The organism is Nocardia tengchongensis (assembly GCF_054781395.1).
Map to the genome: position 1 here is coordinate 17,541 of NZ_BAAGUM010000006.1, position 23,672 is coordinate 41,212.

Here is a 23,672-nt window from a genome sequence, read left to right on the forward strand (position 1 = left end):
CTCATGCATCAGGACTTCATCCGCGGCACCGACCGCACCCAGCGCCGAGCGCTGTCCCTGGCCGCCGCCGTCGTCGTCGCAGTGACTGTGATGCTGGCCGTGTTCGGTATCGTCATGCACCGGCTCGATCGCGACGACGGTGTGGTCGTCATGCGCATAGACACACCGTATGTGGCTCCGGGCATCTCGTCGGGAACGCACGTGATGCTGCACGGTGTACCGGTCGGCACGATCACCGCGCTCGACCGGATCGACGGCGAGCGAGTGCGGCTCACCGTGGCGTTGCAATCGAGCCGGATCTCCGGGCTGACCGACGCTTTCGACATCGACTACCGGCCCGAGAACTATTTCGGCGTCACCGCCGTCAATCTCATCGGGGGCACGGGCGGACGGCAGCTGACCACGGGCCTGCTACTGCGCCGGAATCCACTGGGCGACTACTCGATGTCAACCATGATCGAACGAGGGTCGCTGGTGGTCGATGGGACACTGACCCAGCAGATGATGACCACCCTCGACAAGGTGGTGCGCTACACCGACGGCCTGAATCCGATGATCCGCACCGGCATTGTGCTGGCCGATCGCATCGCGAAAACCCAGCGGGCACTGCCGAGTTCATCGCTGAGCGCGTTCAACGACGTCGCCGACGTACTGCCCGTCTTCCTGCGCGAGACGACCGCGGGGCTCTACGGCGTCTACGACCTCGACTACAACCATCTCCCCGACGGCAGCCGCGGGGCGAACGACCCCCTCCTCGACCACGCCTCCGCCGGACTCGGTCTGGCCAGCGGCAGCCTGTTCGGCGCGGCCGGGAAGCTGCTCGCCTCGCACGGTGAGGAGCTCACCCCGGTCGTCCAGGCCGTACAGGAGATCACCGACACCATTCCCGCTGTGCTCGCAAACGGCAGCCTGACCGGGAAGCTGCAAACCCTGGTGGCTCAATACGATCGCGCGTTCTCCGGCACCGGTGCTACGCGCACACTGCAATTGCGCGTGGTGCTGGACCGGCTGCCCGCGCTCGCGGCTCCCCTGGGCATGCTGCCCGCGGCGCCGGAGGCGGGCCGATGAATCATCGCCGCATCATCACCGGCTACCTGGTCCGGCTCGGGATCGCCGCCGTGGTCGCATTCGTCCTGCTGTCGCTGGTGATCACCGCGATCCGCCGACCGGTCGAGGGGCCGACGGCCACGGCGACGGCGGATTTCACCGATGTCTCGGGCCTGCACCAGGATTCCGATGTCCGAATGCGCGGCCTGCAGATCGGTAAGGTCCGCGATATCTCGATCATCCGTGATCACGGACGCAGTCTCGCGCGGGTGACATTGGCGCTGGCGAAACCCCATCAGCTGACGGCCAATGCGCATCTGGCCGTGAAATACCAGAACCTGACCGGCATTCGGTATGTCGATCTGTCGATTCCGGCCGATGCCGGCGCGCCGGTGACCCATCTGGCGACCGACCGGACCCAGCCCTCGTTCGATATCACCCGGCTGTTCAACGGTTTACAGCCGGTGCTGCGGACCCTGAGCCCGCAGGAGATCAACACCTTCACTGAGAACGCGCTCACCGTGCTTCAGGGCGACGGCACCGGTCTAGCTCCTATGCTCGACAGCCTGCGCAAGCTCGCCGACCAGGCGCGCGACAGACAGCAGCTGATCTCCACCCTCGTCGACAACATGTCGCGCATCGACTCGTCGATGGGCGGAAAGTCCGCCAACCTCATCCAGTTTCTGCGCAGCCTGAACATCACCGTGCTCGCGGCGAACACGGTGCTCGACGAATTCCGCAAGACCGACCTCTACGGGCCGGCGTTCATGCGACCGGTGGCGCGGCTCATCACGCAGCTCGGCCTCCAGGAGGATCTCGACATCGACAAGCTGCTCGGGTCGACGTTCTCGTCGATGAATCAGGCGGCCGAGGCGATTCGGTTACTTCCCAACACGTTCGAAGGTCTGCAGGTGCCCGCGCTGACAACGCCCGGCGCGGGGTCCGCGCTCGGCTGCTCGCACGGCGTGGCCGACCTGCCCGACACCGTCAAGGTCCTGCTCAGCGGCAGCAAGGTGGCGATATGCAAGCCCGAATGAGTTCCGCCCGAGCGCTTCCCGCGATGCGCCGGACCCTGCGGCGGATCGCATCCGACGACAAGCTCCTGGGGTCCGTCGTCGTCGGTGTCACGGGGGCCGTCCTGGTGACCACCACTGTCGTCTACCTGCACCCTCCGGGCCGCCACCCCGTCATCTTCGAAACCACCGACGCGGCCTCAATCCGCGGCGGCGAGGACGTCCGGATCGCGGGGGTGTCGGTCGGGAAGGTCACCGGCGTGACGCTGGAGCCGACGGCAGTGCGCGTTCGCGCCGACGTCGCCACGAACGCCTTCGTCGGCGCCGATTCGACCATCGAGGTCCGCATGCTCACCGCGGTCGGCGGCTATTACGTATCGATCGTCCCGCTCGGGGAGAAACCTTTGGGAGACACAGTCATTCCGACCTCACGGGTCACGATGCCCTATTCGATCGCGGATGTCCTACAGGACGTCCCCCCGGTCACCGACAATACCGACGGGACGCCGGTACACAGTGACATCGCCCAGCTGGCAACCGGTTTGCAGCACTCCCCCGACTCGGTGGGCTCCTTGGTCGCCGGGCTGGACAGCATAGCCAAGGTGATGTCCGCGCAGCGTGATCAGATCCGAACCACCCTGAGTCTGGCGTCGGAGTACACCACGGCGTTCAACAGCAACCGGGATTTCGTGTTCCAGTTCCTCCGCGATCTCGAAACGGTGCTCGCCACCTACAACACCTACCGGGCCGGGTTCAACGAGTCGTATCAGCTGCTGGGCGACGTGCTGACGCGGCTGTTGCCCGAGGAACAGTACTTCATCGACCACAAGCAGGATGTCCGCGCGGCGGTGGCGCAGGCGAAGCAGGCCCTCGGCGACTTCCTGGGCTCCGTGGACCCGACCATCGGGGGGCTGTCCGCACTGCGCGATCGGCTGGCCGCCTGGCTGACTCCCGATGGCATCGCACAGCTCGGCGGCGGGCAGCTGCTGGCTTCACAGGTGTGCGTCCCCGTGCCGGGACGGGCCTGCTGAGATGAACCGGAAGAGAATGGCTTTCACCGCCGGTGCGGTGACGCTGACGGCGGCGGTCGCAGTCGGCACGGCGGTGACGGTGACCCGCTCCACACATTCGGCCGACTCCGGATACTGCGCGCTCATGCCCGACGCCGTCGGGCTCTATGTCGGCAATCCGGTCACGCAAATGGGTTATCACGTAGGGAAAGTCGACCGCATCGAGCCGCAGGGCGCCCAGGTACGCGTCACCTTCAAGCTGGACTCCGGGCGGTCCTATCCCGCGGACGTCAAGGCGGTCACGCGCTCGAAGTCCATCCTCGCCGACCGCAGCCTGGAGCTGGTCGGCAATTACGGGTCGGGCGCCAGGCTGGAACCCGGGAACTGTATTGCGCTGCGAAACACCGCGACGCCCAAGAGCCTGTCCGAGATCACCGGCTCCGCCGCCGATTTCATCGATCGCGTGGCCCCGGAGGGGGACAATCGGTCGGTCTCGGACGCAGTCGACGGGCTGTCCAAAGCCCTTGCGGGACAAGGGGGTAATACCCATCAACTGATGATCGACGCGCAGAGCGCCATGGCTGACCCCGACCGCATCGTCGGCGATATCGGATCGATCATCTTCGCACTCGCCCCGCTGACCGATCAGGCCGTGGCGGATTGGGGCGGGATCCGCCACATCGCCGAGGTGCTACCGACCGACGTCACCAGCCTCACCTACGGGGCGTGGCCCGGCGTCGACGGACTGATCCGCGGCATGGGTCCCCTGATCCAGATGCTCTACGAGATCCAGACCCAGTACGGCAGCGACATCTGGCCGCTGGCCGACCGCGCTGCCGACGCCATCCGCCTCGCCGCCACCCGCGCGGAAGACATTCGCGGATTCCTCGCCGTGTTGCCGGGCGTGGCCACGTTCCTCGGCAATACCGCCAAGGGCGATGGCGTGCGCTGGCAACCCCCGACGGTGAACGGCGCGAACGTCCTGGATCTGACACTGGCGAAGGAGAACAAGTGACGACCGGAATCGGCCCCAGGGCCGTGCTCGCCGCCGCGGTGCTGGTCTCGACGGTGCTCGCCGGCAGCTCGTGCGCGATCGACCCCAATCGGGTGCCCCTGCCGGGCACCAGCATCGGCGACGGCTACGACCTGACACTCGAATTCACCAGTGCCATGAACCTTCCCGACCGCGCGAACGTCATGATGGACGGCCTGCGCATCGGTCAGGTGCTGTCGACACAACTGACCGGATCGGCGGTGCGGGTCCGGGCACGCATCGCGGCGGACACCCGGATTCCCGAGGACACCACCGCGATCATCCGGCAGGACACCCTGCTCGGCGATACCTACGTCGGCCTCGAGCACGGCCACGACGCGGCCCCGACCGGCTACCTGTCCGCGGACGCGGTCATCCCCGCTGGCCACACCACCGCGCCACCGCAGCTCGAGGATGTCATGGCGGTGCTGGCCAACTTCATCAACGGCGGCAACATCCAGAAGGTCCAGAACACCCTGATCGGAGTCAACAAGGTGATGCCGGCCCCGCCCGAGGTCTCACGGATGGCGAGCACTGTCTCGACCGACCTGCAGGACCTGGCCGCACGGAACTCCGAAATCGACCGCCTGCTCACGCAATTGAACGCCACGGCGGAGTCGGTCGATGCGAGCGCGCCCCAGCTCTCGGCCATGCTCTCCGACCCCGCCGTGCACTACTGGTTCCGGCTCAACGATGGCGTGCTGAAGTATGTCGGTACCCTGCTGCCGTCCATCGGCACCATCTTCCAGGGCGGGCAGTGGTTGGTCCCGCTGCTCGAATCGCTCGCGTCGGGCGTGTCCGCGGCCCGCTCCACCGCGGAGAACGTCCCCGCGGATGTCAACGCGGTGTCCGACTTCCTCACCGGCACCCTGCTGCCATTCCTGCGCAATCCGTCGGTGAACGTCGACTCGGTCAGGACCCGCGACGACAGCGATATCACGCCGGCATTCGCCGACATTCTTCGAATTCTGGGGGCCCTGCGATGAATTGGCGCACTCCCCTGTCACTGGGCGGGCTCTGCCTCATCGCGGCGAGTTCGGTGCTGTATATGAATGTGCTGGGACTCGGCCTGGAACCCTCGCCCTACACCCGCGACGCGACGCTCACCGTGCCGGATTCCGTCGGCCTGGCCGTCGGGTCGAAGGTGCTGCTGCGCGGGGTGCCGATCGGCGAGGTCGCCGGCCTGAACCCGAACGTGAACGGCGTCGAGGTGCGCTGGAAGTACAACGGGGACTACGCGATTCCGGTCGGCAGCAAGTTCCGGATCGACAACCTGTCCGCGCTCGGCGAGCCCTACCTGGCCGTGCTGCCGCCGTCGTCGGGCGGTCCATATCTGGCGAACCATGCGACGGTGCCGCCCGCGAATGTCGCGGTACCGACCACCGTCCAGGAACTGTCGGCGCGGCTGACCCGCTTGATGGAACAGATCCACCCCGAGCAGCTGCGCGCCATCATCTCCGAACTCGATATCGCGCTCCCCGACGACGGACTGGTGCTGGTGGACCTGTCCCGCGCCTGGTCGTTGTACGAGCAGATGGTCACCGCGCGCCAGGACGACCTCTCCGTGGTACTGGACAAGTTCCAGGCCATGCTGGCCGACAGCGCCTGGCTGCCGGGCGGCCTCGCCGCCGCCTCGGTCGATATCCGGAAGTTCGGCGTCGATATGGGCACCTGGCTAAATCATTCCGCCGACGACGTCCGAACCGCCCCGTTCCCCGAGGGCATCAGCGAGGGCGCGGGCCCGTTGATCGACGAGGTGCAGAAGTTCCTGGACAAGGCGGCCCCCGGGCTACGGGTCCTGGCGGTCACCACCATGCCTGCGATCCGGGCGGGCGCCGCGGCCATCCGGACCCTCGATGTCTCGAACCTGCTCGACACCGCGATCCGCGACAGCGCGGGCGGCGCGCTCAGCGTGCCCGTCTCGATAGCCGGCGGCAACTGAGAACAGCTGCCGTACCACCACACTCACAAGGAGACTCGATGTTGAAGGAAGCGGACCGGACCGACGAGGGCGCGCCGGAAGCGACGGTCGCACCCCCGCGAGCGACCGCCGGGCCGACGATCAAGGTCAGGACACTCGCGATCGGCGCCGGGATCGCGTGTCTCGTCGCGAGTTCGGCATTCTTCGGATGGCAGGCGCACTCGAAATCCCAACAGGTCAGCGCGCTGCACAGTGCCGAGGCCGACCGGGCGCACGCCGAACAGGTCGCACTCGACTACGCGGTCGGCGCGGCGAACATGGACTTCAAGGACCTGAACTCCTGGCAGGCCAAGCTCACCGCCAACACCACCCCGGACCTGTCGAACAAGCTGAAGCAGGCCGCGAGCTCGATGGCACAGATCATCACGCCGTTGCAGTGGACCTCGAGCCCGACCCCCATCGTGGCCAAGGTCCGCTCGGAATCCCACGGGCAGTACGCGGTCGACTGTTTCGTCAGCGTGCTGACCAAGAACGCCCAGGCGCCCGACGGTGTGCAGTCGACCGCCACCTACCGCCTGACCATCGACAAGAACGCCAACTGGGTGATCACCGAGGTCGGCGGCATCGATTCCGCGCTGACCACCAAGTGATTTCACCGCAGGGGATTTTGGTGGGGAGTGGCGTTGGGGTTCTTGCACGAGGTGCTGCGCGACGTAACGCAGCACTGGACGGTCTATGCCGCCATGCCCGCGATCGCGGCGCTGATCGGGTACGGCACCAAGCTGGTGGCGGTGGAGATGATGTTCCGCCCCATCGAATTCATCGGAATACCACCATATCTGGGGTGGCAGGGCATCATTCCGCGATACGCCGCACGGATGGCGTCGATGGTGGTGGATCTGGCCCTGGCGCGGATCCTGGATCCGAAGGAGATCCTCACCGGCGTGGACACCCGGGCGGTGGTCCACGAGCTGCGCGAGCCGGTGCACGAGATGGTCGAGGAGTTCGCGCCGGACTTCGTCCGGATTCTGCATCCGGCCGTGTGGGACGCGATGCCCCGCGGGATGCGGGACGCGGTGGTGCGCCGGATCGAGGACACCCTGCCCGAGGTGCTGGACAAGTTCCTCGGTGAACTGGGTGACCACATCGATCTGGTCCTCGATCTGCGGGCACTGGCCATCGACGCCCTGACCCGCGACAAACGTATGACGGTCAAGTTGATTCGCATGATCGGACGCAATGAGATGCGGTTCATCGTGCGTATCGGCCTGCCGTTCGGGCTGGCCCTCGGAATGGTGCAGGCGGTGGTCTGGGCGTTGACGCATTCGGTGTTGATTATGCCGTTGTTCGGCGCGTTCACCGGCTTGTTCACCGATTGGCTGGCCCTGCAGATGATCTTCCGGCCGGTCCGGCCGGTGCGCCTGCTGGGCCTGTTCACCTGGCAGGGCCTGTTCCACAAACGACGGTCCGAGGTCACCCGCGACTACGCGGCCCTGATCGGCGAGGAAGTCCTGACGCCGGTCACGATGTTCGACGCGATGCTCACCGGTCCGCGCTCGGATCGCTTTCTCTACCTGGTGGACAAGCAGATCCGAGATTCGGTCGCCGAGGTCGCCCGGCCCGTGCAGCCGCTGCTGGTGCTGGCCGTCGGCGGCGAACGCTACCGGCGCTTCCAGCAGGACGTCGCCGGGGTAGCTGTGGCCGGGATGCGGCAACGCGCCGACCGCCTCGGCGGCTACGCGAGCCAGGTGCTCGACCTGCCCGAATTGCTGTGCAGCAAAATGGATTTGATGACCGACGACGAGTTCGAGGGCCTGCTCCGCCCGGCCTTCAAACAGGATGAATGGAAGCTGGTCACCGTCGGCGCCCTACTCGGATTCCTGGTCGGCGAACTCCAAGTCCATCTCCTGCTCAGCTGATCAACCGCCGCGCGCCGCGCGGGCGAAGCGGCCCGGGGTGGTGCCGGTCCAGCGGGTGAAGGCGTGGGTGAAGCTGGAGGCGTCGGCGTAGCCGAGGCGGCCGGCGACATCCTCGACGGTCGCGCCGATGGTCAGCAGCTCCTCGGCGAGCATCTGCCTGGTTTCGTCGACCAGTTCGCGGAAGCTGGTGCCCTCCTCGTCGAGGCGGCGGCGCAGGGTGCGCACGCTCATCCGCAGTCCGGCGGCGATCTCGTACTGCGAGGCATGGGTGCCGTGCGTGATGAGCGCCGAGCGCACCCGGGCGCCCAGCCCGGTGCGCTCGCGGCGGCGTTGCAGCAGTTCGCCGCACTGCCGTTCGGCCAGCGCCGCGGTGTACGGATTGGCTTGCGGCATGGGCAGATCCAGCATGTCGGCACCAACGGTCAGGCGGGTCGCCGGCGCATCGAAGACCGGGTCGCAGCCCAGCAGGTCGCGGTGCATGGCCGCGTACGCGGGTTCGGGGTAGGCGAGCTCGACACGATCCAGCGGCTGCAGCTGCCCGAAGGCGTCACGGTCGGCGGTCGCCACGCAGGCCACGTCACGCTCGATGAGGAAGGTGCGCACCGCTTCTGGGACCCGGGAGGTGTCGAGGACGATATCGACGCCCGTCTCGTGCTCGACTATGCACCAGCCGAAGAACGAGCTGCCGATATCCATGTGGGAGATCGCGGTGCGCAGGGCGGCGCGCACGGTGGCACAGCTGATCACCGCGAAGGCCCAGATACCGTGTGTCGCAAGGTGATATCGGCTCCCAACGAGCAGACCCAGGCCGGGGACATCGCCACGGGCGGCCACGATATTGCGGACCATCTGTAGTTCCTGGCGGGCCTGGACCTCGGCCTCGACGTCGCGCAACGCGGCCGGGTCGATCCCGGTTCCGCGCAAGATTTCGCCCAGTTCCATGCCGTGTTCGAGCGCGACGTCGGCCAGGATGGCCGCGCTCGCGATCGAGCGCGGGAGCAGCAGCGCCTCGGTCATGCATCGATGGTGACTGCCCTGGCCGGAATTCACAAGTACTGGCCGCTGATCCCATGGATCGCGGGCGGCGGAATTCCTAGCCTGATTCTCAGTGCGCCGCCTTTCCACTGGAGGACTCAATGACGAGACATCGCAACCGCGTGGCACGACCGAAGGCGGTGCAATCGTGACATCCGACGTTGCCGACGTCCCGAAGCTGGTGTCGGAACTTCGTGCCGCACAACCGGCTTGGGAGAACCTGGGCGTCGAGGCCCGGGCCCGCTGGCTGCGCCGGTGGGCCGACTGGCTGCTCGACAACCAGGAACGCATCGTGGCCGCGCTCGCCGCCGACACCGGGAAACCCGTGGTGGAGGCCCGGATCGAGTTCACGGTGCCGGTCGATCTGGTCAAGTATTCCGCCCGCCATGCCGGGCAGTGGTTGCGGACCGGGCATCCCGCGCCGCCGAATCTGCTGAACCTGATGAAGAAGACCACCGTGGCGCACCGGCCGTACCCGGTCGTCGCGGTGATCACGCCGTGGAATTTCCCGCTGGGATTGTCACTGTGCGACGCGATTCCGGCCCTGCTGGCCGGCGCGACGGTGGTCGTGAAACCGGCGTCGGCGACCCCGAACAGTGTCATTGCCGCGATCGAGGGCTGGGAGCAGATTGGCGCGCCGCCGGTGTTCCGGGTGCTGCACGGGCCCGGATCAAGTGGCTCGGCGTTGGTCGAGGAGGCCGACTTCATCCAGTTCACCGGGTCGACTGAGGTCGGGACGACGATCGCGAAGCGGTGCGCGGAGCGACTGGTCCCGTGCGGGCTCGAGCTGGGCGGCAAGGATCCGGCGATCGTGCTGGCGGACGCCGATCTCGACCTGGCTGCCCATGGCATCGCCTGGGGCGCTCTGGCGAACGCCGGGCAGATGTGCACGTCGGTGGAGCGGGTGTATGTGGAGTCGGCCGTGTATCCGGAGTTCGTGGCCAAGTTGTCCGCGCACGTCGGTTCGCTGCGCCGCGGCGCCGATGTCGGGCCGCTGGTAACCGAGGACCAATTCGATATCGTGCGTGCGCATCTGGACGATGCGACCGCGGCGGGCGCCCGGATCGCCGCCGGCGGCGACACCGATCGCGGGTCACGCTGGGTGCAGCCGACGGTGCTGACCGGTGTCGATCACACGATGGCGTGTGTGCGGGAGGAGACCTTCGGCCCGCTCATCCCGGTGATGCCGGTGGAGAACGTGGAAGAGGCCATCGCACTGGCCAATTCGTCGCAGTACGGCCTGTCGGCGAGCGTCTGGACCCGGGATGTGCGGCGCGGCCGCGCGATCGCCGCCCGGCTGGAGGCCGGTGCGGTCAATATCAACGACTCGCACGCCAATGTGTTCTTCTTCGCCGCGCCCATGGACGGCTGGAAGCAGTCCGGGCTGGGCGGGCGCTTCGGCGGGGCGGAATCCGTGCTCCGCTACTGCCGTCCGCAGACGGTCACCGCGCCCCGGGCACCGCTGCCCTATCAGCGCTACCTGTTGTGGTTCCCCTACACCGGAACCGGTGCCGTGGTGCTCGGGCGGGTCATGCGCGCGCTCGCCGCGACCGGACGACGGAGGTGGGGTTGGTGACCCGCGCCCCCGATACCGTGCCCGCCCCGGTTCGGCAGCTGGTGGAGAAGGTCGCCGCGGCGGCGCTGCTGCACCGGACCGGCGTCATCGACCTCACCCGGCCCGATCGGCTGCGGCGCCTCGCGGCCGCCAACCGGTGCTACGGCCCGCAGGCGTCGCTGATCATGAAGGCGGCGGCCGAACACCCCGAAGCGCTGGCCGTGGTCGACGAGCGCGGCGCCCTGACCTACCGTGAGCTCGACGAACAGTCGAACGCGCTGGCCTCCGCGCTCGCCGCGTCTGGCCTGCAGCCGGGCGCCGTGGTGGCGGTCCTGGCCCGCGATCACCGCGGACTGCTGCTGGCCATCAGCGCGGCCGGCCGCGCGGGTCTACGGCTGGCCATGATGAACACCGGCTTCGCCAAGCCGCAGTTCCTGGAGGTGGCGCGCCGCGAGGGGGTGCGGGCCGTGCTGCACGACAGCGAATTCACCGACCTGCTCGAGGAACTGCCGCTGCCGAGGTACCTGACCTGGGTCGAGGACGGGCACGACGTCCCGGCCGAGTCCGAGACGATCGACGACCTGATCGCCCGCGGCGATCGCCGCCCGCTGCCTCCTCCCCCGCATCCGGGTGGCTTCGTCATCCTCACCAGCGGCACCACCGGATTGCCGAAAGGTGCTCCGCGAACCAAGGTTTCGCCGCTGCTCAGCGCCACCTTCGTGGACCGGATCCCGTTCCCCCGCCGGGGCAGCGCCGTCATCGCCCCTCCGCTGTTCCACAGCACCGGATTCGGCATGTGGACGGTGAACACCGCGCTGGCCAATACCGCGATCACCATGCGACGCTTCGACGCCGAGGCCACCCTGGCGGCGGTCGCGGCCCATCGGGCCGAGATGCTGGTGCTCGTCCCGACCATGCTCAACCGCATCCTCGACCTCGGGTCGGACACCCTGTCCCGGTACGACCTGCGGTCGCTGCGCGCGATCGTCGTCGCGGGTTCCGCGCTGGCACCGGATCTGGCGACGCGCACCCTCGACGCGTTCGGCCAGGTGCTCTACAACCTGTACGGCTCCACCGAGGTCGCCATCGCGGCCGTCGCCCAGCCGGCCGAGCTGCGGGTGGCGTCCGGCACCGTCGGGCGGGCGCCGATCACCACCGAGGTAGTGCTGTTCGACGACGCGGACCGGCGCATCGCCGGCCCGCATACCATCGGCCGCGTCTTCGTGCGCAGCGGAGCGCCGTTCGAGGGCTACACCGACGGACGCCACAAGCGTGTCATTGACGGCTTCATGTCGACCGGCGATGTCGGACATTTCGACGATGACGGACTGCTCTACATCGACGGGCGCGACGACGACATGATCGTGTCCGGCGGCGAGAACGTCTACCCGCTCGAGGTCGAGAACCTGCTCGCCGCGCTGCCCGGGGTGACCGATGTCGCGGTCGTCGGGGTCGAGGACCGCGACTTCGGAAAACGGTTGCGCGCCATCATCGTTCGCGGCTCCGAGACCGAGCTGGACGCCGACGCAGTCAAAGCCTACGTGAAGGCGAACCTGGCGCGTTACAAGACGCCCCGGGACGTGATCTTCGTCGAAGAACTTCCCCGCAATGCCACCGGCAAGGTGCAACGTCGCATCCTGGAGGAACTGGACCTGTCATGAATACCAACGAATCATCCACCGGCGCCGCGCCGTCCGTCGCGATCATCGGGTGCGGCTTCGGCGGCCTGGGCGCGGCGATCGAGCTGGAGCGCAACGGCATCACCGACTACACCGTCTTCGAGAAGGGTGACGGCGTCGGCGGAGTATGGCGGGCCAACCACTATCCGGGCGCGGCCTGCGATGTGCCCTCCCCCACCTACTCGTACTCGTTCGAGCTGGAGACGGAGTGGTCGCAACGCTTCGGCACGCAGGCCGAGATCCGGGCCTACCTCGAGCGGTGCTCCGTCAAATACGGTGTGGCGCGCAAGATCCGGTCCCACAGCGAGGTGACCGCCGCCGCCTTCGACGAGCCCAGCGGGCGGTGGCGGGTGACGCTGGCCGGCGGCGAACAGCAGTGGTTCGACGCGTTGATCTGCGCCACCGGGCAGCTTTCCCGCCCGAAGATCCCGTCATTGGATGGCGTGGATACCTTCGCGGGCAGGCAGTTCCACTCCGCCGAGTGGGACGACTCGGTGGATCTGACCGGCAAACGGGTCGCGGTCGTGGGCAGTGGCGCCAGCGCGGTGCAGCTGGTGCCCGCCATCGTCGACCGGGTCGAGGAGCTGCACGTGATTCAGCGCTCGCCCAACTGGGTCGGCAACAAATGGAATCACCGGACCTCGCCGTGGATCCGCCGCGTGCTGCGCACCGTTCCCGGATTGGCCCGCGCCCAGCACAACATAGAATGGCTGTGGTACGAGGCGCGGGTTCCACTGATCCACAACTGGTTCGACCCGCTGCGCGGGGCCATGCACGCCTGGCTGCGATTCAAGATTCGCCGCGAGATCTCCGACCCGGACCTGCGGCGCAAGGTGACGCCCGACTACAAGGTCGGCTGCAACCGGGTGCTGCTGTCCAACGACTGGTACCCGGCGCTGAACCGAACTCACGTCGAGGTGCACACCCAAGCCGTTGCGCGCGTCACACCTTGGGGACTGGTGCTCTCCGACGGATCGACCGTCGAGGCCGACGTCATCGTGTGGTGCACCGGGTTCACCGCCACCGAATACCTCGCGCCGATCGACATCACCGGACGCGACGGCCGCAAGCTGCACACCGAATGGAAATCGGGCCCCGAAGCGTACTTGGGGATTTCGGTGTCGGGATACCCGAATCTGTTCATGATCTACGGCCCGAACACCGGCTCCCTCACCAACACGATCATCTTCCTGCTGGAGAAGCAGGCCCGCTACGCGCGCCAGGCCATCGAAATCAGCGCCCGGCTGGGCCGGTGGCTCGACGTGCGCCGCGAGGTCCAGGACAACTTCAACCGGGAACTCCAGCACCGCCTGTCCGGCACCGTGTTCACCAGCGGATGCCCCGGCTGGTACCACACCGAAGCCGGCAAGGTCGTCGCAGTCTGGCCCGGCTCCCACATCGCCTACGCCCGCGCCACCGCCCAGGTCGATCTGGCCGCCTACCACGTCGGCGACAAAGCGATCGAGAGCGTGCGGGCATGAGGGTGTGCGCGTTTCGGGAGACGACCCTGCCGGTACCGGTGATCTGGGAGGTGCTCACCGACCACGAGGGCATGTCCACGTGGCTGCCCGGCATCGGCGCGCGCTTGGAGCGGCCGGGCCGGACCGTGCGCAATGGCGTCGGCGCCGTCCGCCGGATCGGCCTGCCCGGCATCGGCATCCGCGAGGAGATCACCAGCTACGAGCCGCAGTGCCGGCTTTCCTACAAGGCCCTGTCCGGCATCCCGCTGCGGCACTACCGTGCCGAGGTACAGCTGACCGGCGACGGCTCCCGCAGCGCTGTCACCTGGTCGACGATGTGCGAAAACCGTTCCTGGATAGTCGAATTCGCTATGGCACTGTTGACACGGCTGCTGCTGGGGGCACTGCTCCGCACAGCCGCGCGGCGCGCCGGGCAGGTGAGGACCATGCCCTGACGGCCGCGTCACCGTCCTGTTCCGACATCAAATTTCATACAGAGCACTGCTGAACAACGACGTTCCGGCTCTTGCGGTCCATCCGACCGAGTAAATCGGTCGACCAATCAGTTGAGGGGACTGAATGGAACGTCATCGCTCACACCCGTCCGCCACCCGGCTGCACCTGTTCGACGCCGGCTGGCTGTGGCTGGAGTCCGATTCGAACCTCATGCACGCCTCGGTGCTTGCCGTCTGCCGCAAGCCCGAGGGGTGCGAGGAGGACTTCGTACCCCAGCTCGTCGCGAACCTGCGCAGCCACCGTGCACCCGCGCCGCCCTACGACGTCCGGCTGCGACCGGCCGCACGCGGGCTCGCCTGGCCACGCTGGGAATCCGTCGACGTACTCGACACCGACCATCATGTGCGTTACCTGAGCCTGCTCGACGGTGACGGCTTGCTCGACGTCGTCTCGCGCCTGCAAGGCATTCCGCTGGACCGCGCGACCCCGCTGTGGACCGTGCACGTCATCGAGGGTTTCGACGACGAAAATTTCGCGGTGTTCGGCAAGCTGCATCACGCCATCGCCGACGGGATGACCGGGGCTGAACTGCTGCGGCGATGGTTCTCCGAAGATCCGGCCGAGACGGCGAAACCGCCGGTGTGGTCGGTGCGCCCGACTCGCACCGCACGGCAAGCCACCGCGGGCCGGTCGAGGCGCGTGCTGGGCCCGATCGTGTCCGCGGGTCACTTGATCGCATCGATACCGGCCATGGTCCGCGCCGCCCGCGTCGCGCCCACCGGCTCGGCCACCCGGCCCTGGACCGGCCCCAGGACGGCACTCAACTCCGTGATCGACGCCGAACGACGCATCGCAACGAGGTCTTTCGAGATCGACGAGTTCCGCGCCGTGGCCCAGGCCGTCGGCGGAACCATCAACGATGTCCTGCTCGCGGCCTGCTCCGGGGCGCTTCGCGGGTATCTCACGGAATCCTGCGCGCTGCCGAAAACCCCACTGGTGACCAATATCCCGATCTCGATCCGGCACCGCGCCCACTACGAGCACGCCGGCAATGCCATCACCTGGGCGCGCATTGCCCTCGGCACCGACACCGCCGATCCGGGCCACCGCCTGGAGTCGATCGTCGCGGCCACCCGGGCGGTGAAGGCGCGACTCTCCCGGCTGCGCGGTCCCGCGCTCACCGCCTACACGCTGCTGGTCACCCTCCCGATTTTGCTCGAACACCTGCTTCGGCTCGGCGGACGTGCCCGCCCGCTGTTCAATGTTCCGGTCTCCAACGTGCCCGGACCCGCGAATCCGCTGTACCTCAACGGATCCGAGGTGGTGAGCCTGCACGCGATGACCGTGCTCTACAACGGCCAGGGACTCAATGTGGTGTGCCTGTCCTACGGCACCCGACTCGAGGTCTGCTTCACCGCCTGCCCGGCCGCAGTACCCGACGTGGACCGGCTGGCGGAGCTGTGCGACCAGTCGTTCACCGAGCTGCGCCACCTGTACCAGCCCCGCAATGAAGGATGACCATGTCGATCTCCCTGACCGGACGCGTCGTCGCGGTGACCGGCGGCTCCCGCGGCATCGGATACGCCATCGCCCGAGCCTTCCGAGACCACGGCGCGAAGGTCGCCATCGGAGCCCTCAACCAAACCCAGCTGCACACGGCCACAACCGAACTCGGACTGTCGTGCAGTTCGAGGTTGGATGTCGCCGATCCGGCATCGTTTCGCGCCTTCCTCGACACGGTGACCCGTGAACTCGGGCCCCTCGACGTGCTCGTCAACAACGCCGGGATCATGCCGATCGGTGCCCTGCTGGACGAATCCGACGAACTCACCCGGCGCACCCTGGAAACCGACGTCCTCGGCGTCATCACCGGCACCAAACGCGCCCTCGAACTGATGATTCCCCGCGGGCGGGGGCACGTGGTCAACATCTGCTCCGTCATGGGCCAGGCCGCCCTGCCCGGCACCGCCACCTACAACGCCTGCAAGGCAGCCGCCATCACCTTCACCGACGCGGTCCGGCTGGAGCACCGCCACACGGACGTCCGCATCTCGACCATCCTGCCCGGCGGCGTCGCCACCGAACTCGTCGCGGGACTGGATTCGACCGTCTCCCTTCCCGTCCCGGGCACGACCCGCCGCATCCCACTCATCAAGGAGGTGTCACCCGACGCCGTCGCAGACGCGGTCGTCCGCACTGTCGAGCGCGATGTGTCGGCCCCGCGCGTATATGTCCCCAAAATCGCCGGACCCTTCCTGACCGCGCAGCGCTTCCTGCCACGCGGAGTCGGCGAAGCACTGAACCTCCTCCTCGGAGGCGAAAACGCCTGCAACGCCGACCAACTGGCGCGCCGGGACTACCAAGGACGGATCAACCCAGCCCAGGCCCAGCAGGACGCCGCGGCGAATCATCCCAGCAGGTAGAACCCGGAACAGGCTCAGCAGAACACACAGTGAACTGGCAAGGAGGCGACCACACCGCCCTCACGATTCCGGCACGCCCACAGAGCGGTGGGACGGACCTGGAACGGGTTACCTCAGAGGTTGCGGCGAAAGACCTTGTTCCCGACGATGATTCCACCGATCAGCACCCAAAAAAAAGACGGTGAGACCGAGCCACGCCGCCGTCGCCTCACCGACGAGACCCGCCGCGAAAACCGCCGCGAAAACCGCCGCGAAAACCGCCGCGAAAACCGCCGCGAATGCTACCAGCAGCTTCCACGCCCGAAACAGAAAAATAATCCACCCCTTATTGCGAAGACTGATCTTGGCGCAACGATCCTAGATACGTTGTTGCCCAACGCAATTCAGCTATTTCGGTCGGTGCGCTCGGACCGCCTGGAGGTGGCTGTCGCGGCCCGGCCGGCAAGGACAATCAGCCCGCTGGCCAGCAGGACGATCCGGGTGGTTCGCATCCACCCGGCGGCTGTCGCGGCATCGGATGCGCGGTCGTCGCGGCTTTGCGCACCGGACCGCGACGACAGGCACCTGTCGGTGCTCGACATCGACTGCCCATCACATTTCGGGTGCTCAGTGTCATTCGCTGCAGCAAAGCTGATCCCGAACAGCAGCAGCCCGATCAGCGCCATTGTTACGCCGAATCCACTGACCCCGCCCGCCGATTTCCACACCCCGATGTCGGTCGGATGTGATGTGCTGTCGACATGCTGGCACCCGACCCCGCGACCACATACACCGACAGTCCGATCAGTGATCCGGCTCAGGATCGGTTGCGGCGAACCGAGTTCGCTATACAACTGGCACGGAGGATCGAAGCGGCCAGCGGCGGCCCGAGCGTGGTGTTCGGGCTGGCGGGACCGTGGGGCAGTGGGAAGTCCTCGGTGCTGAAACTCGTTGAGCGACAAATCCAGAACGGCTCGCAAACCTGGCAGGTCCGATGGTTCACGCCCTGGGCGGCCTCCGACACCGACAGCGTGCTCTTCGATTTCTACGCCACGATCAAATCAGCTCTCCCGGTAACGCTATGGGAGAAGACCAAGAAGTTTCTGTCCCCGACGTTTTCAGTGGCTGCGACCGCGGCGAAGACCATACCCGTGGCTGGTGACGCGGCCTCGACCGGTCTGCAGCTGTTCGGCGATCTGCTCGACAGCACAGATTCGTTCAACGAGCAGTTCCGGAAGTTCTCCGAGGCACTGGCGAAGGAGAATGTCCGAGTGCTCGTCATCGTCGATGACCTGGACCGGCTCGACGCGAATGAACTCCTGACGGTGCTCAAGGCTGTCCGCCTGCTAGGCAGCTTTCCCGGGATCCACTATCTGCTGGCCTATGACCACAGCACCATCAGCGATGTGCTGTCGACGACCTCTGTGGCGGGCGGCAAACCGCAGCGGGCATTCGAGTACATCGAGAAGATCGTCCAGTACCCCTTCGAGCTGCCGCCGCTACAGATGTTTCATCGGTACCGGGAGTTGGAAGTCGCGATCAGCGAGGTTGCTCGGCGGTCAGGAATCGACGTGGAGTCCTTGACCGTCGACAACTTGCCCGTGGTTCAGGCATTTCTGGACGAGGTGCCGGAGTCGGACCTGGTTACGTTGCGTTCGATACATCGGCTGGTACATCAGTTCGATGTGACATTGACGATCGTCGGGCCCGACAACGTCAACTTCCTGGATCTGCTGCTGTTGACATTCCTGAGGGTCAGCTATCCGGCCCTGTATCGGCGGTTGCCCGCTTGGCGTGTCGATCTGACCCGGCCGGTTCACCACGTCATCTTCACGAACACCGAACGCCAGCAGGTCGATTGGGCAACCCGGTTCGCAAACGTGTTGCCGGACACCAGCACTGAGGATACGAGGACACAGCTGTTGGCACTGCTGCGTTTCTTGTTTCCCGTCATGGCCGACGCCAGCAGCCCCTTTTCGGACGACAGCCGCCACCTCGATCATCGGCGGGTCTGCGAACGCGACTATTTCGACCGCTACTTCGCCTTCGGCGTCACCGTCGGTGACATCAGCGACACCGCTGTACTCGACGGTCTGACACAGCTGGCCAGAGGTGAATCGCTGCCTGCTGACAACGAATTCCGCTCCGCACTTGGCGACTACCGGTCGCGTCGGGCACTCAAGATCGCGCACATGGTGGTGAACAGGGCAGGGTTCACCGCGGAAACGGCACTCGCGGGAGCTCTGTGGTTGACCGCCGAATTGGGTCTGTCCTCTGATCGCTCCCCGGTCAACACGCCGCCGGCGCGACTGGTCGGTGATCTTCTCGCGATTGGCATCGAACGTGCCTTCGACGATGACATGGCCCGCTCCATCATCGACAAGTACAACGACGAGTTCGAACTTCCTCTGACAACCATGGTGATCGGTTCGATCGAGGACGGCATCGAATCCTGGGCTCGAGGCGAATGCGATCGTGCCCGCCGAGCGGCCGCGCTGGCGAACCATCGCGAACGGCAGTATCAAGCGTGCGTGCGCGACCTGGACGAAGACTTGCCTGCCGGGATTGGCGGAATTCTGTTCCACATCAGGCTGATGGATTCCGAAACCCGCACCCGGCTAGGGGAATTCGCCCAGCGCGCGGTCAACACTTGGAGCGACCTGATTGCGATCGCGGGCCGATTCACGGGTGTGCTGCTCTCCGATGACGGGGCCCGGCTGGGACAGTTCTACTTCGACGACTTCGCAGAGCTCATCGACCCGTCGCTCTGGCCCAGCCGGGACCACGATTTCGACATCACCGCACAGATCGATCGGCGCGATGTCAGCCTGGACAACCGGATCCGTGTCGCTGAGACTGTCCTTGCCCGTGCTCTCGCGGAGCACACGCCGCAAGCATGATCTTCGGCCCAACAGCAACACAGCGCTAGAACGCTGATCGGCTAGTCGAGACGGGTGCCATAGCCGTATCCCGGCCAGGAACCGTGCCCGGTGCCCGCCAAGTCATCAACAGGATGAGTGCGCCGCCGACTGCGATGAACGGCGACGCCAACTGTCAAACCAAGCAGCAGTACCGCGCTTGTACCCCAGGTACCGAACCGCAACGCGCCCTAGTCATGTGACTTCGACAGCAGGTCGCCGACCGTTGCATCCAAAGGGCAGGTGACGACAAATGCGATCCGGAACAACTGGACACTGGACATACGAGTGAAGTAGCGCGCGGCGAGTACGGCCGCGATGAGGGCAGCGCTGCCCCAGTAGCCGAGCCCTGAAACTTCGGAGAGGTGGTTCACCAACCGATGTGCCGCGAGTGTTGAACAGCAGGATCGCCGACCGATACAGGATCTCGCCACGCAACGAGCTGATCGCGGAGACATAGTAGGTTTTCGACGGCGTCGGGGTGCTGGACCGTGATCGGCCATGAGAGAGTCCAGCACCAACCAGGTAGGGCAGATTGGGGATGCGGGTTCTTGTAGATATCCAACACGCTGACTTAACAGGGAATCAGGTTGAAGCGGGTCGCGTCGAGGGTGCGCAGGTTGGCCGCGATCTTGCGGGCGACGGTGTCGGGAGAACCGACGTAGAGGGCTCCATCCGGGCTGACCTCGCGCCGGACCTGCTCCGCGGTCGGCACCCGAAATCCCCGCGCGGGACCGACAGTGCGGAGCATGGCCTGGTACCTGGGGAGGAATTCGTCGAAGGCCACCTCGTCGGTGGCGGCCACATGTCCGGGACCGTGCACCCCGATGGGCAGCTGCTCACGATCGAAGCGTGTCAAGGCTTCCCGATAGAGCTTCGAGAACGGCGCGAAGCGGGCCGGATGGCCCCCGATGATGGCCAGCATGAGGTTGAACCCGTGGCGGGCCGCGCGAATCACCGATTGTGGGCTGCCGCCGACACCGACCCAAGTCCGCAGAGGCGATTCGGTATGCGGAACCACATCCTGATCGGTCAGTGCGGCACGGGTAGAACCTTGCCAGGTGACCGGTCCGCCGTCTCGCAGCCGCGCGAACAGGTCAGCCTTCTCGTCGAACAAGGTCAAGCTCGCCTGACCGAATCCGCGACCGAGCGCAGTCGGCGTCGTGGCCCGACAAGGGCATGGCCGCCTGGCCTGGTAGAAAATGGGGCGGAGCCCGTGCCTGGTAATGACAGGCACGGACTCCGCTTGATCAATATTCGGTTATGGCCGGAGCGTTCAGTCGAACAAGGTCAACTGGTTCTGATGGGCTCTCCGCTCGCAGTCTTCCCGGTAGGTTCTGGCCAGCCGCTGCACCTTGTACTTCGGTAGGTCGAAGTCCACGGTGATCGCGGCCCAGCTGGCACCCCGGTCGTACTGTTCCTGGATCTCCCGCCCGAGCCGCAGCTGCGTTCGCCGGCTCATCGGTTTCTTGGCCTTGGCCATGATCGGATGCCTCAACCTTCGTAGGCGTCGTCTCGCTGGCACTCACCGTCCTGAATCTCGCACCCTGCCTCTTCGCAGAGCCCGCACAGGATCAGCGCCGTTCCCGATCCGACCACGATGTCGAAACAGTCCCGGCAGCCACACCACTGGTATCCCGAGCCGCTCACGGCCGGTCCTCCCGCGGTTGACCGTCACCCGTGGCGGTGGGGTCTTCGTCGACATCCCAGGGCTCGTGGTGACCGCATTCGCAGCAGTACATGAGGTACTCGAACGGTGCGTCTACCGGCCGCGCCGGGATCTTCACCATCGGTTTCCCGCAGCACATTTCGTCGAGATACTCGATCATGCCGGTACCTCCGGGCTGTCGGTGAACACCGTCCACCGGGCCTGGATCGCCGACACGATCTGCTCGTCCGCAACAGCGATGTCGCCGACGATTACCCCGACCTCGGCCAGGTATTCCAGCGCAGCCCCGATCACCGCGGACAGCGCTGATCGGTCGATGACGTGAACCTCGGCCATCATGACCATCACGCCCTCCCCGCGGTCCGGGCCCATTCCCATTCCCGAGGCAGGTATCCGCCCTGAGACAGGGAGTGGTCCAGTGCGGCCACGCCGTCGGCGAGGTCAATGAGGATGCGGACTGCTTCGTTGCAGTCGTAGTCCCGTTTCCACAGCCCCAGTTCGTCTTTGGACTGGAGCAGCCGCCGAACCTCGGCGAGTGCGGTGTTCGGGTCCATCACTTGCTCCCGGCCGTCGACCGTTCCGGGCACTGGTTGTGCTGGGCCTGGAGCGCACCGAGATCCCACTGCAGGCACTGCACCTGATCGAGCAGTTCCTTGCAGTAGTCCTTCAGTTCGTCGCGCTCCTTGATCAGCTCGGCCACCCACACGGAATGGCTTTTCGCGTCCGCGACAGCGGGTTCGCTGTCGACGACGGGAGTGCCATCCTGGAGGGCGTCGGTGACCGCGGCCATCAGTTCCACCAGACCCGAGCGGGTCAGTTCGGCCGTCACCGACCGATACTCACCGCCCAGGGCGTAGAGGAACGTGAACCGGAACTGCGCGCCCGGCTGCATAGCCACCATCAGCCGCCCGAAGCGGTCGGCTCGCGCGGCGAGGGTACTGCGTCCCATCACGCCACCTCCCCGATCTCCGGCGCCGCAGCGGGCACAGGGCGGGCGGTGTGGCTGTCGATGGGATCGACCTCGTGGACCCAGTAGACCGCGATTCCGTCGTCGACCATGTTGATCGCCGCACCGCAGTGACCGCACGGGATCGGTTCGGCGAGGACGGGTTCATGGTCGTTGATGGAATACGGTTCGTGGGTCCACCAGTAGTCATTCCTGTTGGACACCAATGCGATCCGTCCACCACACCGGTAGCAGTGCACCGGATTCTCCGGCGACGTCAGCACGGTGCCGTCCACGTTGACGGGCACCGTGTTGTCAACCTCGCTGTCGATGTCGCCGGCAGTGGTGATCCCTTCGAAGGTCGCGATCGCCGCGGTCAGGTTGTCCCGCAGGGTGCGGGCTTCGTTGACCGTGAGGTTGGCGAACATTCCCTCGATGGTGGCGTCGAACCGCCAGCGGATCCGGATGTCTCCGCGGCAGTCGTCAGCCGACAGCGGCTCGACCGTGGCATCCGGCATGTTGTGCCAATGCAATTCGATCGCTCCGCGGCCGCCGAAACCGGACCCGTCCGCACAGGCGTGTGCCGCGGTCCCCAGGTACGCCATGATCAGATTCCTTTCTGGGTGTTGTGGTGAATGGCGTTGTGGCACAGGAGGGAGGCCATCAGAACTCCTCCAGCGGCCGCGCGTCAGGACCGAAGTAGCGCGGGATCCCGTTCGAGGCCGGGTCATGCACCCAATCCGGCACCGAGTCCTGACCGTCGTTGCTGGTGAACGACTCGCAGTGCTCCAGCGTCGTGATCAGCGCCTCGGCCAGCGCGGCGGCCTCGACGAGGCTGAGGTACGCCTGCACCCCGGTCTCGGCGTCGGGCTGCCACGCGAGGACGACCGCGGGGTCGGACTCGCCCAGGTCCAGCACCACGTTGGTGGGCAGTTGGTGCCAGTGCTGGGTCGACTTCTTGCCGTTGGGCTCCTCGGCCCGGCTCAGTGCGCACGCCATGATCAGGCCACCTCATCCGCGCTCGGCTGGAAATCGCTGAAAGGGTCATCGCTGACACCGGGAGCGTTTCCGTCCTTCGGATTTGGTCGCCCGCCATTGCGGTTCTTGGACCGGACCGGTCTGGCCACCGCGTATTTCAGCGACGTCCCCACCTCGTCGGCCACCAACTCCATGACGGTGCGCTTGACGCCGTCGCGGTCGGTGTACTCGCGCTGGGACAGCTTCCCGACCACGATCACCCGATCCCCCTTGGACAGGGAATCAGCGACGTGCTCGCCGGCCTCGCGCCACTGGGTGCAGCGCAGGAACAGCGCTCGCCCGTCCTTCCACTGCTTGGATTTCGCATCGAATTCCCGCGGGGTGGAAGCGACCGTGAAGTTGACCACCGCGTGACCCGTGTCGTTCATGAAACGGATACTCGGGTCGGCGGTCAGGTTGCCAATGATGGTGAGAGTCGTCTCTCCGGACATGTCATAACTCCTGAAAGTTGTTGAAATAATTCAAATTCCGAAACAGTGTTCGGTGAGGTTGTCCAAGTCTCAGGGATGTGATGCCGGGGCATCACGGGCGGTTCAGCTGTCGTATAGCGGTTCCTCCAATTCTGTGTTGT

Annotated in this window: 26 protein-coding genes; 15 read left to right on the plus strand and 11 right to left on the minus strand. The window is 66.3% G+C overall.

Annotated features, from left to right (window positions below; all coding sequences use genetic code 11):
* Positions 1-3: 3 nt before the first annotated feature.
* From ACYVKL_RS11075 to ACYVKL_RS11110, 8 genes are read left to right on the plus strand one after another with little or no spacing between them, the layout of a single operon-like run.
* A complete protein-coding gene (locus ACYVKL_RS11075) occupies positions 4-1,068 on the plus strand; it encodes an MlaD family protein (protein ID WP_379161741.1) in 1,065 nt (354 codons plus the stop codon).
* Complete coding sequence (locus ACYVKL_RS11080) at positions 1,065-2,084, plus strand: MlaD family protein (protein WP_379161744.1); 1,020 nt, start codon at positions 1,065-1,067, stop codon at positions 2,082-2,084. The genes ACYVKL_RS11075 and ACYVKL_RS11080 overlap by 4 nt, the downstream gene beginning before the upstream one ends.
* Positions 2,081-3,091, plus strand: a complete 1,011-nt coding sequence (locus ACYVKL_RS11085; protein ID WP_379161747.1) for an MlaD family protein — start codon at positions 2,081-2,083, stop codon at positions 3,089-3,091. Before ACYVKL_RS11080 ends, ACYVKL_RS11085 begins: the two co-directional genes overlap by 4 nt.
* A gap of 1 nt (position 3,092) precedes the next feature.
* The gene (locus ACYVKL_RS11090) at positions 3,093-4,085 is read left to right on the plus strand and encodes an MlaD family protein (RefSeq protein WP_379161750.1); all 993 of its coding nucleotides are present in this window, start codon (positions 3,093-3,095) and stop codon (positions 4,083-4,085) included.
* Positions 4,082-5,089: an MlaD family protein gene (locus tag ACYVKL_RS11095; protein WP_379161752.1), complete on the plus strand. Its 1,008-nt coding sequence runs from the start codon at positions 4,082-4,084 to the stop codon at positions 5,087-5,089. Before ACYVKL_RS11090 ends, ACYVKL_RS11095 begins: the two co-directional genes overlap by 4 nt.
* Positions 5,086-6,045, plus strand: a complete 960-nt coding sequence (locus ACYVKL_RS11100) for an MlaD family protein (RefSeq protein WP_379161755.1) — start codon at positions 5,086-5,088, stop codon at positions 6,043-6,045. Before ACYVKL_RS11095 ends, ACYVKL_RS11100 begins: the two co-directional genes overlap by 4 nt.
* A 38-nt stretch (positions 6,046-6,083) precedes the next feature.
* On the plus strand, positions 6,084-6,674 hold the full coding sequence (locus ACYVKL_RS11105; protein WP_379161758.1) for a hypothetical protein: 591 nt from the start codon (positions 6,084-6,086) through the stop codon (positions 6,672-6,674).
* Between the two features lie 33 nt (positions 6,675-6,707).
* Complete coding sequence (locus tag ACYVKL_RS11110) at positions 6,708-7,943, plus strand: DUF445 domain-containing protein (RefSeq protein ID WP_379161761.1); 1,236 nt, start codon at positions 6,708-6,710, stop codon at positions 7,941-7,943.
* On the opposite strand, the gene ACYVKL_RS11115 is transcribed toward ACYVKL_RS11110, so the two are convergent.
* Positions 7,944-8,960 carry an AraC family transcriptional regulator gene (locus tag ACYVKL_RS11115; RefSeq protein ID WP_379161764.1) on the minus strand — a complete coding sequence of 339 codons (1,017 nt, stop codon included), beginning with the start codon at positions 8,958-8,960 and terminating at the stop codon, positions 7,944-7,946.
* A gap of 91 nt (positions 8,961-9,051) precedes the next feature.
* Here ACYVKL_RS11115 and ACYVKL_RS11120 point away from each other — a divergent pair, with 91 nt between their 5' ends.
* The 6 genes from ACYVKL_RS11120 (at position 9,052) to ACYVKL_RS11145 (ending at position 16,551) form a co-directional block, all read left to right on the plus strand.
* Positions 9,052-10,554, plus strand: a complete 1,503-nt coding sequence (locus ACYVKL_RS11120; protein ID WP_379161767.1) for an aldehyde dehydrogenase family protein — start codon at positions 9,052-9,054, stop codon at positions 10,552-10,554.
* A complete protein-coding gene (locus ACYVKL_RS11125) occupies positions 10,551-12,194 on the plus strand; it encodes an AMP-binding protein (RefSeq protein ID WP_379161770.1) in 1,644 nt (547 codons plus the stop codon). The genes ACYVKL_RS11120 and ACYVKL_RS11125 overlap by 4 nt, the downstream gene beginning before the upstream one ends.
* Entirely contained in the window at positions 12,191-13,693 is a 1,503-nt protein-coding gene (locus tag ACYVKL_RS11130; RefSeq protein ID WP_379161773.1) for a flavin-containing monooxygenase, read from the plus strand. The genes ACYVKL_RS11125 and ACYVKL_RS11130 overlap by 4 nt, the downstream gene beginning before the upstream one ends.
* Entirely contained in the window at positions 13,690-14,127 is a 438-nt protein-coding gene (locus ACYVKL_RS11135; protein WP_379161776.1) for an SRPBCC family protein, read from the plus strand. Before ACYVKL_RS11130 ends, ACYVKL_RS11135 begins: the two co-directional genes overlap by 4 nt.
* Before the next feature lie 124 nt (positions 14,128-14,251).
* A complete protein-coding gene (locus ACYVKL_RS11140; RefSeq protein ID WP_379161779.1) occupies positions 14,252-15,646 on the plus strand; it encodes a wax ester/triacylglycerol synthase family O-acyltransferase in 1,395 nt (464 codons plus the stop codon).
* 2 nt (positions 15,647-15,648) lie between these two features.
* Positions 15,649-16,551, plus strand: coding sequence for an SDR family oxidoreductase (locus ACYVKL_RS11145; RefSeq protein WP_379161783.1), 903 nt, complete (start codon positions 15,649-15,651; stop codon positions 16,549-16,551).
* 383 nt (positions 16,552-16,934) lie between these two features.
* Here ACYVKL_RS11145 and ACYVKL_RS11150 read toward each other — a convergent pair whose 3' ends face one another.
* On the minus strand, positions 16,935-17,216 hold the full coding sequence (locus ACYVKL_RS11150) for a hypothetical protein (RefSeq protein WP_379161786.1): 282 nt from the start codon (positions 17,214-17,216) through the stop codon (positions 16,935-16,937).
* 75 nt (positions 17,217-17,291) lie between these two features.
* Here ACYVKL_RS11150 and ACYVKL_RS11155 point away from each other — a divergent pair, with 75 nt between their 5' ends.
* Positions 17,292-19,430 (plus strand): KAP family P-loop NTPase fold protein, encoded by a 2,139-nt coding sequence (locus tag ACYVKL_RS11155; protein ID WP_379161789.1) that lies wholly within the window; start codon positions 17,292-17,294, stop codon positions 19,428-19,430.
* 592 nt (positions 19,431-20,022) lie between these two features.
* Here the strand turns inward: ACYVKL_RS11155 and ACYVKL_RS11160 are convergent.
* The 9 genes from ACYVKL_RS11160 to ssb all read right to left on the minus strand — a co-directional run bounded on the left by ACYVKL_RS11160 (position 20,023) and on the right by ssb (position 23,532).
* Positions 20,023-20,571 carry an LLM class flavin-dependent oxidoreductase gene (locus ACYVKL_RS11160; RefSeq protein WP_379161792.1) on the minus strand — a complete coding sequence of 183 codons (549 nt, stop codon included), beginning with the start codon at positions 20,569-20,571 and terminating at the stop codon, positions 20,023-20,025.
* A 153-nt stretch (positions 20,572-20,724) separates the two neighbouring features.
* On the minus strand, positions 20,725-20,931 hold the full coding sequence (locus ACYVKL_RS11165) for a hypothetical protein (RefSeq protein ID WP_379161794.1): 207 nt from the start codon (positions 20,929-20,931) through the stop codon (positions 20,725-20,727).
* A 163-nt stretch (positions 20,932-21,094) separates the two neighbouring features.
* Positions 21,095-21,277 (minus strand): hypothetical protein, encoded by a 183-nt coding sequence (locus tag ACYVKL_RS11170; protein ID WP_379161796.1) that lies wholly within the window; start codon positions 21,275-21,277, stop codon positions 21,095-21,097.
* Positions 21,274-21,462, minus strand: a complete 189-nt coding sequence (locus ACYVKL_RS11175) for a hypothetical protein (protein WP_379161798.1) — start codon at positions 21,460-21,462, stop codon at positions 21,274-21,276. Before ACYVKL_RS11175 ends, ACYVKL_RS11170 begins: the two co-directional genes overlap by 4 nt.
* The gene (locus ACYVKL_RS11180; protein WP_379161800.1) at positions 21,462-21,671 is read right to left on the minus strand and encodes a hypothetical protein; all 210 of its coding nucleotides are present in this window, start codon (positions 21,669-21,671) and stop codon (positions 21,462-21,464) included. The genes ACYVKL_RS11175 and ACYVKL_RS11180 overlap by 1 nt, the downstream gene beginning before the upstream one ends.
* On the minus strand, positions 21,671-22,066 hold the full coding sequence (locus tag ACYVKL_RS11185; protein WP_379161803.1) for a hypothetical protein: 396 nt from the start codon (positions 22,064-22,066) through the stop codon (positions 21,671-21,673). Before ACYVKL_RS11185 ends, ACYVKL_RS11180 begins: the two co-directional genes overlap by 1 nt.
* Positions 22,066-22,668 (minus strand): hypothetical protein, encoded by a 603-nt coding sequence (locus ACYVKL_RS11190; RefSeq protein ID WP_379161806.1) that lies wholly within the window; start codon positions 22,666-22,668, stop codon positions 22,066-22,068. Before ACYVKL_RS11190 ends, ACYVKL_RS11185 begins: the two co-directional genes overlap by 1 nt.
* Before the next feature lie 58 nt (positions 22,669-22,726).
* Positions 22,727-23,062, minus strand: coding sequence for a hypothetical protein (locus ACYVKL_RS11195; protein ID WP_379161809.1), 336 nt, complete (start codon positions 23,060-23,062; stop codon positions 22,727-22,729).
* A gap of 2 nt (positions 23,063-23,064) precedes the next feature.
* Complete coding sequence (gene ssb, locus ACYVKL_RS11200) at positions 23,065-23,532, minus strand: single-stranded DNA-binding protein (protein WP_379161812.1); 468 nt, start codon at positions 23,530-23,532, stop codon at positions 23,065-23,067.
* Between the last annotated feature and the right edge of the window lie 140 nt (positions 23,533-23,672).